The 12,595-nt window shown below is 34.7% G+C and carries 14 protein-coding genes; 10 read left to right on the top strand and 4 right to left on the bottom strand.

The features are described 5' to 3' along the window. The first annotated feature begins 66 nt into the window (after positions 1–66). From AC23L6_RS01925 to AC23L6_RS01915, 3 genes are all read left to right on the top strand, one after another. A complete protein-coding gene (locus tag AC23L6_RS01925) occupies positions 67–834 on the top strand; it encodes a DUF3108 domain-containing protein (protein WP_487560609.1) in 768 nt (255 codons plus the stop codon). 4 nt (positions 835–838) lie between these two features. Next, on the top strand, positions 839–1,153 hold the full coding sequence (locus AC23L6_RS01920; protein WP_487560608.1) for a hypothetical protein: 315 nt from the start codon (positions 839–841) through the stop codon (positions 1,151–1,153). Positions 1,154–1,273: 120 nt separating this feature from the next. Beyond that, positions 1,274–2,644, top strand: a complete 1,371-nt coding sequence (locus AC23L6_RS01915) for a saccharopine dehydrogenase family protein (protein ID WP_487560607.1) — start codon at positions 1,274–1,276, stop codon at positions 2,642–2,644. Positions 2,645–2,711: 67 nt separating this feature from the next. Here the strand turns inward: AC23L6_RS01915 and AC23L6_RS01910 are convergent, their stop codons facing one another. Together AC23L6_RS01910 and AC23L6_RS01905 are read right to left on the bottom strand one after the other, a co-directional pair. Then, on the bottom strand, positions 2,712–3,383 hold the full coding sequence (locus AC23L6_RS01910) for a zinc metallopeptidase (protein ID WP_487560606.1): 672 nt from the start codon (positions 3,381–3,383) through the stop codon (positions 2,712–2,714). A gap of 178 nt (positions 3,384–3,561) precedes the next feature. Then, on the bottom strand, positions 3,562–6,552 hold the full coding sequence (locus tag AC23L6_RS01905) for a leucine--tRNA ligase (protein ID WP_487560605.1): 2,991 nt from the start codon (positions 6,550–6,552) through the stop codon (positions 3,562–3,564). Positions 6,553–6,704: 152 nt separating this feature from the next. Between AC23L6_RS01905 and AC23L6_RS01900 the strand changes: the two genes are divergently transcribed. Genes AC23L6_RS01900 through AC23L6_RS01880 form a run of 5 tightly spaced genes read left to right on the top strand, consistent with a single transcriptional unit; the run spans position 6,705 to position 9,949 of the window. Continuing rightward, a complete protein-coding gene (locus AC23L6_RS01900) occupies positions 6,705–7,580 on the top strand; it encodes a cell division protein FtsX (RefSeq protein WP_487560604.1) in 876 nt (291 codons plus the stop codon). Positions 7,581–7,605: 25 nt separating this feature from the next. Next, positions 7,606–7,845 (top strand): DUF3098 domain-containing protein, encoded by a 240-nt coding sequence (locus AC23L6_RS01895; protein WP_487560603.1) that lies wholly within the window; start codon positions 7,606–7,608, stop codon positions 7,843–7,845. Between the two features lie 40 nt (positions 7,846–7,885). Then, positions 7,886–8,671 carry an undecaprenyl-diphosphate phosphatase gene (locus AC23L6_RS01890; RefSeq protein WP_487560602.1) on the top strand — a complete coding sequence of 262 codons (786 nt, stop codon included), beginning with the start codon at positions 7,886–7,888 and terminating at the stop codon, positions 8,669–8,671. Continuing rightward, positions 8,671–9,360 (top strand): tRNA pseudouridine(55) synthase TruB, encoded by a 690-nt coding sequence (gene truB, locus AC23L6_RS01885; RefSeq protein WP_487560601.1) that lies wholly within the window; start codon positions 8,671–8,673, stop codon positions 9,358–9,360. Before AC23L6_RS01890 ends, truB begins: the two co-directional genes overlap by 1 nt. 10 nt (positions 9,361–9,370) lie before the next feature. Then, the gene (locus AC23L6_RS01880) at positions 9,371–9,949 is read left to right on the top strand and encodes a hypothetical protein (protein ID WP_487560600.1); all 579 of its coding nucleotides are present in this window, start codon (positions 9,371–9,373) and stop codon (positions 9,947–9,949) included. Positions 9,950–10,016: 67 nt separating this feature from the next. On the opposite strand, the gene AC23L6_RS01875 is transcribed toward AC23L6_RS01880, so the two are convergent. Beyond that, positions 10,017–10,640 (bottom strand): thioredoxin family protein, encoded by a 624-nt coding sequence (locus tag AC23L6_RS01875; RefSeq protein ID WP_487560599.1) that lies wholly within the window; start codon positions 10,638–10,640, stop codon positions 10,017–10,019. 225 nt (positions 10,641–10,865) lie between these two features. Here AC23L6_RS01875 and pyrH point away from each other — a divergent pair, with 225 nt between their 5' ends. Continuing rightward, positions 10,866–11,573: a UMP kinase gene (pyrH, locus tag AC23L6_RS01870; protein WP_487560598.1), complete on the top strand. Its 708-nt coding sequence runs from the start codon at positions 10,866–10,868 to the stop codon at positions 11,571–11,573. Positions 11,574–11,630: 57 nt separating this feature from the next. Continuing rightward, positions 11,631–12,194 (top strand): ribosome recycling factor, encoded by a 564-nt coding sequence (gene frr / locus AC23L6_RS01865; protein WP_487560597.1) that lies wholly within the window; start codon positions 11,631–11,633, stop codon positions 12,192–12,194. A gap of 69 nt (positions 12,195–12,263) precedes the next feature. Here frr and AC23L6_RS01860 read toward each other — a convergent pair whose 3' ends face one another. Further along, a complete protein-coding gene (locus AC23L6_RS01860) occupies positions 12,264–12,593 on the bottom strand; it encodes a DMT family transporter (RefSeq protein WP_487560596.1) in 330 nt (109 codons plus the stop codon). Positions 12,594–12,595 lie beyond the last annotated feature (2 nt).

The following is a 12,595-nucleotide window of genomic DNA, read 5'->3' as shown; positions in this document are numbered from 1 at the left end:
ATTAACTGTCAATCGCACTTATAAAAAAATAGTATATTTGCATTTCATAAAAAATATGAAGAAACAATGAAAAAGTTACTTTTAATTCTAACCGTTTTACTTGCGGCAAACTCTGTTTTAAGTCAGGAAAACAAGGCTGTTAAATCTGGAGAAAAATTCATTTATGCTGCATCCTATAATATGAGTGGCTTAATGACACAACTGGCTCAGGTAACCATGGAAACTGAAACGGTTAAAACCTCAAAAAACACCTTACTCCATTTGAGTTGCCAAGCAACAACCTATAGTAAATGGGATTCTTTCTTCAAAATTAGAGATTTATATGAATCGTATGTAAACCCTATTACCTTGCGTCCAAGTTTGTACAAAAGAGATATTTTTGAGGGTAAATACACAAAAAAAGAAAAGTATATTTTTAAAAGTGATGGAAAAACTATTGAGAGTACTGTAAATAAAAAGAACATGCCTGAAACAAAAAAAACATTTCAGGTGGGTGGTGCAACACAAGATGTTGTTTCTATTTTGTATAAATTGAGAACTATCGACTTTAGCACCTTCAAACCCGGTCAGATAAAAGCATTTACCGTAGTTTTTGACCAAAAAGAAATGGCCGTTGGAGCAAAATATATGGGTAAAGAAACTATCTCTGCAGGTAATTTGGGCAAAAAGGTATGTTATAAAATTTCTATTGGTGCCAAAACACAAGCGCTAAGAGGAACCGATAAAAACATTATTTGGCTAACTGCTGATGAGTCAAAAGTACCTGCTTTAATCAAATTTAGTATTCCAGTAGGAACTGGACAACTTACATTAACTAACGCTTCAGGATTATAAAATTATGAGAAAACTATTTATTGTTTTGGCTTTTATATTTGCATTTCTAGGAATTGCATTTACCGTATTACCTTTAGGAACTTTAGCATTACTGCCTTTAGGATTGGCTTTAGTTTTTGGGTGTATTGCTTTTTTAAAATCAGGTGCTGACCAAAAAAATGTGCCAAAATGGATTCTTATTGTAGCCGGAATAACATTAGTGATTGTAATAGGAAAGGAAACACTTATTGCTGATGAAGTGGCTAAAGACGAACAATTTGAACAGAAAAAGATTGATTCTAAGAAAGAAGATTTGCAAGATTTAGAAGACTTAGAGTAATCATTTCCAAAATCTATTGTAAAGCCCACATTTTTAAACTGTGGGCTTTTTTGTTTTTTCTGCTCTCGTATTTTTAGGTATATACTATTTCCTATCTTTGTATCACTATTTACAACAACCATGAGAAACATTTTAATTATTGGCGCTGGACGTTCGGCTTCCTCTTTAATACAATATCTATTAAAAAAATCAGAACAAGAAAATCTGCATCTTACCATTGGAGATTTGTCTTTAGAATTGGCTCAAAAGAAAACCAATAACCATAAAAATGCTACCGCAATTGCTTTAGATATTTTTGATGAAAATCAAAGAAAAACTCAAATTCAAAAAGCAGATATTGTTATTTCGATGTTGCCAGCCCATATGCATATTGAAGTCGCTAAAGATTGTATTATCTATAAAAAACACATGGTTACAGCATCTTATATTAGCGATGCCATGCAAGAGTTAGATGCTACTGCCAAAGAAAACAATCTCATTTTCATGAATGAAATAGGTCTAGACCCAGGAATAGACCACATGAGTGCCATGAAAGTCATTGATGAAATTCGAGAAAAAGGCGGAAAAGTAATCTTATTTGAATCCTTCTGTGGCGGACTAGTCGCACCAGAATCTGATACAAATTTGTGGAATTATAAATTTACTTGGGCTCCTAGAAATGTAGTTTTGGCAGGACAAGGTGGAGCTGCAAAATTCATTCAAGAAGGCACCTACAAATACATTCCGTATCATAAATTATTCCGTAGAACCGAATTTATGGAAGTGGAAGGCTACGGCCGATTTGAAGGCTATGCCAATAGAGATTCATTAAAATATAGAAATGTGTATGGTTTAGATGATGCCTTAACCCTATACCGAGGAACTATTCGACGAGTAGGATTTTCAAGAGCTTGGAATATGTTTGTGCAATTAGGCATGACCGATGATACCTATGTAATTGACAATTCAGAAACCATTAGTTACAGAGAATTTACCAATTTATTCTTGCCTTATCACCCAACCGATTCTGTTGAAATTAAATTGCGCTTGAGCCTTGGCATCGAACAAGATGATATCATGTGGGACAAATTATTAGAATTGGATATGCTCAACCCAAAGAAAATTGTGGGTTTAAAAAATGCTACTCCTGCTCAAATTCTAGAAAAAATCCTAAGCGACAGTTGGACTTTACAACCAAATGACAAAGACATGATTGTCATGTATCACAAATTTGGCTATGAAATAAATGGCACCAAAAAACAAATCGATTCCAAAATGGTTTGCATTGGCGACGACCAAACCTATACTGCCATGGCAAAAACCGTAGGATTACCTGTGGCAATGGCAACTTTACAAATCTTAAACGGCAATATTACCACTCCTGGCGTTCAACTTCCTATCCATAGAGAAGTCTATTTACCCATCCTAAAAGAGTTGGAAGAATACGGAGTAATTTTCCACGAAAAAGAAATGCCTTATTTGGGTTACAATCCCGATAAAATCAGAGGATAATAGACTTGTACCAAAATAAAAATCCGTTTCGCGAGAAACGGATTTTGTTTACTATTCAATAAAGAGTTTATCTTCTATTGTTGTAAATCGAAATGTAATACAACAAGGTCGCTATCGAACCAATAGCTGCAACCACATAGGTTCTTGCTGCCCATTTTAAGGCATCTTTTGCTCCAGCTTGCTCCTCACGAGTAAGCATGTTTTTGTTTTCTAACCAAGCTAAAGCACGATTACTAGCATCATACTCTACCGGCAAGGTGATTATAGAAAACAATGTTGTAGCAGCAAAAATGACGATTCCAACTAATAGTAATTGCGGAAAAGTGCGCACCATCAAAATTCCTGCAATCAAAATCCATTGCATATAAGTTGAGGCTACATTTACAATTGGTACCAATTGCGAACGCATAGTCAACCAACTGTAAGCCGTAGCATGTTGCACCGCATGACCACACTCATGAGCAGCAACAGCAGCTGCAGCGGCATTTCTTTGATTGTAAACTCCTTCGCTTAAATTAACAGTTTTGTCAGCGGGATTATAATGATCGGTTAGCTGACCTTCAACTGAAATAACTTTTACATCATAAATTCCGTTATCGGCTAGCATTTTCTCGGCAATTTCACGTCCTGACATTCCGTTTTGTAATTGCAATTTAGAATACAACTCAAATTTACTCTTCAATCGGCTGCTTACTAACCAACTGAATAACATGATTAAACCTGCTAATAGTAAATACATAATTTTTGTTTTTTTTATAATTAAGATAGAATGCTACCATCAAATTATGCACCATTTTTACAAAATGTCAATTTGGCATTTTTAAAATAGGTTCTCGATACCGTCACTTCGAGTGCGAAGCGTACCGAGAAGTTTGTTCCATCATATTTCAAAAAAAACTCGAACTGACGAATTCTAATTATCCAACCAAGTTAATTACTTTCCCAGGAACGATAATTACTTTTTTAGGTGTATTCCCAGCTAATTGTTTGATGGTTCTTTCGTCTTTCATTACGATTTCTTCAATTTGAGCTGGAGTTAAATCCAAAGGCAATTCGATAGTGAAACGCATTTTTCCGTTGAAAGAAACTGGATATTCCTTGCTGCTTTCTACCAAATGCTTCTCATCTAAAAGAGGGAAATCAACCGTAGCAATTGAACCCGAATGTCCCAATTGGCTCCATAATTCCTCAGCAATGTGCGGCGCATAAGGCGAAATCAAAATGGCTAAGGGTTCTAGTATGGCTCGTGAATGACAGTTTTGAGCAGACAATTCATTCACACAAATCATAAACTGTGACACTGAAGTGTTGAAAGAAAATCCTTCAATATCTTCTGCTACTTTTTTAATGGTTTTGTGTAAAGTTTTCAGGTTGTCTTTTGTTGGCTCATTGTCATTTACGATTAACCCATTTTCATCAAAATACAAACGCCATAATTTTTTCAAGAAACCAAAAACACCTGAAATCCCTGCCGTATTCCATGGTTTGGCTTGTTCTAATGGTCCTAAAAACATTTCGTACAAACGCAAAGTATCGGCACCGTATTCAGCACAAATATCATCAGGAGTCACTACATTGTATTTCGATTTCGACATTTTTTCGACTTCGCGACCGACTATATATTTTCCGTTTTCTTCGGTAATAAAAATAGCATCCGCATAGTCTTCTCTCCAAGCTTTGAATTTTTCAATATCTAATTCATCTGAAGAATTTACCATTGAAACATCAGCATGAATAGGTGAAAATCCAATTGTTAATTCTTCTCCCCATTCTTTAACTCCATGTTTGTTATGAATTTCTTTTAATATTTTCTTTACTACTAAAATTTCATTTCGCTTAACAAAATTGGAAGATATAAAAACAGAAGGAATCCCCATAGTACCCAAAACTCTATAAACAAACGCACTTGTCCCCAAAATCATTCCCTGATTAATCAGTTTTTTGAAAGGCTCTTCGGTGGGTGCATAACCTTTATCTTTTAAAAATTTGTTCCAAAAACGAGAATACAATAAATGACCTGTGGCGTGTTCGCTTCCGCCAATGTATAAATCTACACTTTCCCAGTAGTTTAAGGCTTCTTGACTGGCAAATTCATTTTCATTGTGCGCATCCATATACCTCATCCAGTACCAAGAACTTCCCGCCCAACCCGGCATGGTGTTCAATTCTAAAGGAAATATGGATTTATTATCAATCAAATCTGTATTGACCACTTTATTATTTACAGTGTCCCAAGCCCAAACAGTGGCATTCCCTAATGGAGGCAAACCGTCTTCGGTGGGTAAATATTTCTCTACTTCTGGCAAGATGATTGGCAAATGTTGCGCCTCAATCATCTGTGGTAAGCCATTCACATAATAGACTGGGAAAGGTTCTCCCCAATAGCGTTGACGAGAGAAAACCGCATCACGCAAACGGTAATTGATTTTTCCTTTTCCTTGCCCTATTTTCTCTAATTCTGCAATGACTTTCTTGGTGGCTTCTTTGTAATTCAATCCGTTTAAGAAATCGGAATTGGCAAGAACTACATTGTCTTTAGAACTGAATGCTTCTTTGGAAATATCGGCATTGGCAAAAATATTTTTGATTTCAGGCATACCTCCCGAAGTTTCGGGATTGCCTTTGAAGAAATTAGCAAAGGCATAATCTCGTTCATCACCACAAGGTACCGCCATAACAGCACCTGTTCCATAACCTGCCAAAACATAATCGCCAATCCAAACTGGAATCGCTTCTTTAGTAAACGGATGCTCAGCATACGCTCCTGTGAATACACCCGAAATGGTTTTTACATCTGCCATACGCTCACGTTCCGAACGCTTTGCGGTTTTTTCGATATAGGCTTCAACAGCTGCTTTTTGTTCTGGGGTGGTGATTTGTGCAACCAATTCGTGTTCTGGTGCCAGAGTCATGAATGTTACTCCAAAAATAGTGTCGGGTCTAGTAGTAAATACTTCTATGTAATGTTGTTGACTTCCAACTTCTGACTTCTGACTTCTAACTTTAAACGAAACCATCGCTCCTACTGATTTTCCAATCCAGTTTCTTTGACTTTCTTTGATGCTTTCGCTCCAATCAATCGTATCTAAACCTTGCAACAAACGCTCCGCATAAGCAGAAATTCGCATACTCCATTGAGTCATTTTCTTGCGAACTACTGGAAAACCTCCACGTTCTGAAACGCCATTTACAATTTCGTCATTAGCCAAAACTGTTCCTAAGCCCGGACACCAATTCACTTCGGTCTCTGCCAAATAAGTTAATCGGTAGTGCAGTAGTATTTTTTGTTGTTGTTCTGATGAAAAAGCGTTCCATTCGCTTGACGAAAAAATTGCAATGTTATCATCGCAAACAGCGTTAACATTTGCATTTCCTTCTTTCTCAAAAATGGAAATCAGCGTTGCAATATCCTCAGCTTTGTCTGAATGTTTATTGTACCAAGAATTGAATAATTGGATGAAAATCCACTGGGTGTGTTTGTAATAATCTGGATTTGAAGTGCGTACTTCACGACTCCAATCGAATGAAAATCCTATTTTATCTAACTGCTTTCTGTAGCCTGCAATTTGCTTTCCCTCTTTGTCTACTCCTCCATCAATATTTACCGATGTAGTATCTTCTGGTCGCTGACCCGTTTGAATGGCATATTGTTCTGCTGGCAACCCAAAACTATCATAACCCATTGGATGCAAGACATTGAATCCGCGATGTCTTTTGTATCTCGCATACACATCTGAAGCGATATATCCCAACGGATGCCCTACATGCAATCCCGCTCCTGAGGGATAAGGAAACATATCTAAAACATAATATTTTGGCTTTTCAGAATGGTTAGATGCAGCAAAAGTTTGGTTTTCTGCCCAGAATTTTTGCCACTTAGCTTCGATTTCGTTGGGATTGTATTTCATTCCTCGTTTATATTGTTTTATTTTAAACCCTGAAAGGGTTACTAAAATTGAACGGCAAATTTACGTTTATTGTACTAAAGTCAAAACTTTAAACGTTATAAACTGTAATTAAAGAAATTCTTTATTATTTTTACCCCATAATTTAATTACATATGAGTTCCTCTTTTGAAAAATTTCAAAAACGCAGACTGATTTCTTCTTATTTTTCGGTAGTATTGAGTGTATTTCTAGTACTATTCTTGTTGGGAATTTTAGGTTTATTTGTAATCAATTCTAAAAAATTATCCGATGATTTTAAGGAAGAAATTGCTATGACTGTCTTCTTCAAAAATGAAGCTACTGATAGTGTTATCAATGCTTTTCGTGATGAACTAAAAATTGCAAAATTTGTAAAATCGAGTGTTTATGTAACCAAGGAACAGGCTGCAAAACAACATACAGATATTATTGGTGAAGATTTTATGACATTTTTAGGAGCAAATCCGCTACAAAATTCTTTTGACATCCACTTGAAAGCAGATTATATTGATACAGAAAATATTCGAAAAATTGAAAGTCGTTTCAGAGCTAATGAGATGGTATCTGATATTGTCTATGACAAGCAATTGGTGAATTTGGTAAATGACAACATCAAGAAAGTGAGCATGTGGATTCTAATTATTAGTGGAATTCTAGCTTTTATCGCAGTGATTTTGATTAATAGCTCTATGCGATTGTCCATTTATTCCAATAGATTCATTATCAAAACGATGCAAATGGTTGGTGCCACAAAATCATTTATCCGAAAACCATTCATAATGAGAAGCATCAAGCTAGGATTAATTGGTTCTGTTTTAGCCGTTTTAGCTTTAATTGGTTTATTGGTCTATTTGGATACTAACTTTCCGAATTTAGGAATACTTAACGACCCATTGACGATAGGAGCTGTTTTAGTTGGCGTACTATTAGTTGGTATTTTAATCACGTGGATAAGCACTTTTTTTGCCACACAACGTTATTTGAATTTAAGAACAGACGACCTTTATTAATTTACGATTTTAGACTTTTACACAAATGGAAGATAAACAACAACCACAAGAATTCCTTTTTGACAAAATAAACTACAAAATACTTTTAATTGGTATTGCAGTCATTGCATTAGGTTTTATACTGATGTCTGGAGGTGGAAGCGATGATCCAAAAGTTTTCAATGAAGATATTTTTAATTTCAGAAGAATTCGCTTGGCACCTACAGTGGTGTTGATAGGCTTTGGAATTACCATTTACTCAATATTAAAAAACCCAAAGAAATAGAGTATTCATTCTACATCATTTAAAAATCTAAAGAAATATCATGGATACACTACAAGCTGTCATCCTTGCCATTATAGAAGGAATAACAGAATTTTTGCCCGTTTCATCAACAGGACATATGATTCTTGCCAGTACTTATTTTGGTATTGAACACGATGAATTTACCAAACTTTTCACTATAGTTATCCAGTTAGGAGCCATACTTTCAGTTTTGGTTTTATATTTTAAACGATTTTTTCAAACTTTCGATTTTTATTTAAAAATACTTGTGGGATTTATTCCAGCAGTGATTCTAGGATTATTATTTGCAAAAAAAATTGATAGTTTACTTGAAAATCCAGTTACTGTTGCCATTTCTCTATTAGTTGGAGGAATACTGTTATTAAAGGTAGATGATTGGTTTGGAAATTCTACCAATACAGAAATCACTTATCTAAAAGCATTTAAAATTGGTTTGTTTCAGTGTCTTGCCATGGTTCCTGGTGTTTCTAGAAGTGGTGCAAGCATTGTAGGAGGAATGTCTCAAAAATTATCTCGTTCAGCAGCAGCAGAATTCTCTTTCTTTCTGGCTGTTCCCACCATGCTTGGAGCAACGGTAAAAAAATGCTATGACTATTATAAAGACGGTTTCGTATTAACTCACGATCAGATAAATTTCCTAGTAATAGGAAACATTGTTGCTTTTATTGTGGCATTAATTGCCATAAAATCATTCATTGGATTTTTGAGCAAACATGGATTTAAAGTTTTTGGTTATTACCGCATCATTGTTGGTGTTGCTTTGTTAATAATTCACTTTTTTATTCATCCTTTGAGCGTTATTTGATGAATGCTGAAGACTACTTGAACGGACAGATTTTACTTGTTGACAAACCCTTGCATTGGAGTTCGTTTCAAACCGTAAATAAATTAAAATATTTGCTTATCAATAAAGTTGGACTGCCAAAAAAGTTTAAAATTGGTCATGCAGGCACCCTAGACCCACTAGCTTCGGGATTATTGCTTATTTGCACAGGGAAATTCACCAAACGAATCACCGAACTTCAAGGTCAAGTCAAAGAATATATGGGTACTTTTCATATTGGAGCCACTACTCCATCCTATGATTTAGAAACTGAAGTTAATGCAACTTTTGATATTTCACATATTGATGAGGCTTTAATTCATGAAACAACAAAACAATTTTTAGGCGAAATTGATCAAAAACCGCCCATTTTTTCAGCCATAAAAAAAGAGGGTATTCGTCTTTATGAGCACGCACGTGCTGGAGAAACTGTCGAAATTGCCTCGAGAAAAACGACTATCCACGAATTTGAAATTACAAGAATTTCGCTACCTGAAATTGATTTTAGAGTGGTTTGCAGTAAAGGAACTTACATTCGTTCCTTAGCGTATGATTTTGGAAAAGCAATGAATTCTGGTTCACACCTTACCGCTTTACGAAGAACAAAAATTGGTGATTATAGTGTTGAAAATGCTGTTGAAATTACTCAATTTGAAGAAAATTTAAATTAATCATAATTGTATGAAAATTAATTTAAAAAGAAATTTCATAGTAATTCTATTCATACTTCTTAAAGTAAATTCTTTTTCTCAAACCACATATACAACAAACGAAGGCATGAAAACTAAAACAAAATCTACTTTCACCCAATTCGATTTTTCTATTCCTCTAAAAGGCAATTCTGAGCAAGGTCAAGAGGATTTGAATGGCAAAAGAAACAATTCTTGGTTTTTACCTGATGGTTTAAGTTCAAGTTTTGGCTACGGCATTCATTACAATAAGTGGGTTTCTATAGCAATTCATTCAGGAATTGATTGGAAAATATCGCAAAGTTTGGTTGTAGCTCCGATTTTTGCTAATCTTAAATTAAGCCCAAAATTAGGCATGGCGACTACTAGGGTTATAGCACAAGTTGGATTTGGAAAATCATTTGCATTAGGAAGAGGAAACTTGGAAGGAATCTATAAAAAATTTAGTCTTGGTGTACAAACCGATGAGGATTTACTACTATACATTCAAATTGCAGAATATGGATTTCCACTTCATAATCAAAAAAATATCGGAAGCCTAAGTTTAGGAATCTCTTTACTAACCTTCTAAAAATTAAAGCTATTACTTACGTTTTTCAGAATGTTTTTTAATAACAATGGTTAAATCATTTCAGAAATCAATGTATTTGAAAAATCAATTTCTCAGATTCAATCATAACAGTCATAATCTCATTTTGAGTAGACAACCCTTTATCGTGCAAATACCATAATTGCAATTCCGTCTTAGCAGTTTCATCAATAGAGCCGTGTTGATTTTTATAATTCTGAATTAAATTAACAGCTCCACTAGGTCTTGGCCCCCAATGATTTATGACACTACCTGTTTCTTTATCGATGATAATTAACTTTGGAATCGATTTTGTTTTATTGGTCAAAAACAAGTTCATTAATTCTTCATTTTCATCACGAAGAACAATTTTTAAATCTATTTTATCGGATTCTAATGCCATTTTATTGATAATTGGCAGTATCTGACCTGCATCTCCACACCATCCTTCGGCAATAACCAACCAAATATATTCTCTTTTCAATGATTTCAGCTTTGAGAGTATTTCATCAGCAATTTTGATGGTTTTATCCAATCGATTCATTCGAGTCTCATTCAAAATACTGTAATGAGTCAGATCCTCTGATTGTTCCTTTCCAGTTGATTTTCCTTCATCTAATAAATCTGAAATTAGTTTTCTATATTCTAGATAAGTATAACTTTTAAATAGAGCTTTCGCTATTGAATTTTTCATTTTAGGGTCTTTAATTATGAGTAAATTTACCGCATCAAAAACGATATGACAGTAACATTTATCACACAAGACCAAATAATTCAACTCAGGATTTGGGAATAAATATATTTTTTAACAACACTATTTCAAAAAATCAGAATATAACTATATTTGCACAACTCAACCAAACAAAATTAAGTCCTTGGGTTTGCGAAATCGTGACTCAAAATTTTAGATAAAACCGTAATGAAATACAAAAGAATATTACTAAAACTAAGTGGAGAAGCATTGATGGGCAACCGACAATATGGGATTGACCCTGTGAGATTGGCAGAATATGCTGATGAAATTAAACAAATTCACGACAAAGGAGTAGAAATTGCAATTGTAATTGGTGGAGGAAATATTTTTAGAGGCGTTTCAGGAGCAAGCAATGGCATGGATCGGGTTCAAGGTGATTACATGGGAATGCTTGCTACAATCATAAACGGAATGGCTCTTCAGGGAGCACTTGAAGATAAGGGTATGCTCACTCGCCTACAAACAGCCTTAAAAATTGAAGCTATTGCCGAACCTTACATAAAAAGAAGAGCGGTTCGCCACCTTGAAAAAGGCAGAATTGTAATTTTTGGTGCAGGTACTGGTAATCCGTATTTCACCACCGATACAGCTGCGGTTTTACGTGGTGTTGAAATTCAAGCTGATGTAATACTAAAAGGAACAAGAGTAGACGGAATATATTCTTCTGATCCAGAAAAGGATAGTTCAGCAGTAAAATTTGACTACATTTCTTTTGAGGACGTAATTAAAAAAGGATTGAATGTAATGGATACAACTGCTTTTACTCTAAGCCAAGAAAATAAATTACCTATTGTTGTTTTTGATATGAACAAAGAAGGAAATTTATTGAAAATATGCAATGGAGAAAATATTGGAACAGTAGTAAACGTTTAAAGAAATACATAGATTACAATACCATTTCTGAAAACTAAAATCTGAAAACTAAAAATCATGACCGAAGAAATTGAATTTATATTAGACAGTACCAAGGAATCTATGAATGGCACCATCGCCCATTTAGAAAAAGAATTGTTGAACATTCGAGCGGGAAAAGCATCGCCTGCTATGTTAGGTAGTGTGTTTGTAGATTATTACGGTTCACAAACCCCTCTCAATCAAATTGCAAATCTGAATGTTCCCGATGCCAGAACCATCACTATTCAACCGTATGAAAAGAAGATGTTGCAAACCATTGAAAAAGCTATTATGGTTGCCAATCTGGGATTTAATCCTATGAATAACGGCGACGTAATTATAATTAGCGTACCGCCCTTGACTGAGGAACGTCGTCGTGATTTATCAAAACAAGCTAAGGCAGAAGCTGAAGATGCAAAAATTGGGATTAGAAATGCAAGAAAAGATGCTAATACCGATATTAAAAAACTAGAAAAAGAGGGAACTTCTGAGGATATTTGTAAAAGTGCTGAAGAAGAAGTTCAAAATTTAACTAACAGTTATATCAAAAAAATCGATGAAATTCTGGCTTCGAAAGAAGCTGAAATTATGAAGGTTTAAATTTTAGTAAACTATAATACATCCGTCTAATTTTATTTTAATTGAATAAAGTTAGACGGATTTTTTTTGTCAATTAGCAGAGACAAATTTTAATCCAACGATAGAGGCGATTAATGTAGTTATAAAAAACAATCTCCAAAATGTTGCTGGTTCTTTAAAAACAAAAATTCCAACAAAAACAGTTCCTACTGCGCCAATTCCTGTCCAAACAGCATATGCCGTTCCTATGGGTATTGTAAGTGATGCCTTGTACAACAATACCATACTGATGCACAGGCAAAGCAAAAAACCAATAAACCAAACTATTGCCTCAGTGCCTGAATTTTCTTTAGCTTTGCCTAAACAAGTGGCAAACCCCACTTCAAAAAGACCTCCCAAAATTAATAAAAGCCAATTCACAA

Source organism: Flavobacterium sp. R1_16 (assembly GCF_057652095.1).
Note: the sequence above shows the minus strand (reverse complement) of the source record. Positions and strands in the feature narration are given on the sequence as shown.

Excerpts from the sequence above, each read along its gene's own strand:
- AC23L6_RS01925 (WP_487560609.1), top strand. The coding sequence starts at position 67 with ATGAAAAAGTTACTTTTAATTCTAACCGTTTTACTTGCGGCAAACTCT.
- AC23L6_RS01920 (WP_487560608.1), top strand. The coding sequence starts at position 839 with ATGAGAAAACTATTTATTGTTTTGGCTTTTATATTTGCATTTCTAGGA.
- AC23L6_RS01915 (WP_487560607.1), top strand. The coding sequence starts at position 1,274 with ATGAGAAACATTTTAATTATTGGCGCTGGACGTTCGGCTTCCTCTTTA.
- AC23L6_RS01910 (WP_487560606.1), bottom strand. The coding sequence starts at position 3,383 with ATGTATTTACTATTAGCAGGTTTAATCATGTTATTCAGTTGGTTAGTA.
- AC23L6_RS01905 (WP_487560605.1), bottom strand. The coding sequence starts at position 6,552 with ATGAAATACAATCCCAACGAAATCGAAGCTAAGTGGCAAAAATTCTGG.
- AC23L6_RS01900 (WP_487560604.1), top strand. The coding sequence starts at position 6,705 with ATGAGTTCCTCTTTTGAAAAATTTCAAAAACGCAGACTGATTTCTTCT.
- AC23L6_RS01895 (WP_487560603.1), top strand. The coding sequence starts at position 7,606 with ATGGAAGATAAACAACAACCACAAGAATTCCTTTTTGACAAAATAAAC.
- AC23L6_RS01890 (WP_487560602.1), top strand. The coding sequence starts at position 7,886 with ATGGATACACTACAAGCTGTCATCCTTGCCATTATAGAAGGAATAACA.
- truB (WP_487560601.1), top strand. The coding sequence starts at position 8,671 with ATGAATGCTGAAGACTACTTGAACGGACAGATTTTACTTGTTGACAAA.
- AC23L6_RS01880 (WP_487560600.1), top strand. The coding sequence starts at position 9,371 with ATGAAAATTAATTTAAAAAGAAATTTCATAGTAATTCTATTCATACTT.
- AC23L6_RS01875 (WP_487560599.1), bottom strand. The coding sequence starts at position 10,640 with ATGAAAAATTCAATAGCGAAAGCTCTATTTAAAAGTTATACTTATCTA.
- pyrH (WP_487560598.1), top strand. The coding sequence starts at position 10,866 with ATGAAATACAAAAGAATATTACTAAAACTAAGTGGAGAAGCATTGATG.
- frr (WP_487560597.1), top strand. The coding sequence starts at position 11,631 with ATGACCGAAGAAATTGAATTTATATTAGACAGTACCAAGGAATCTATG.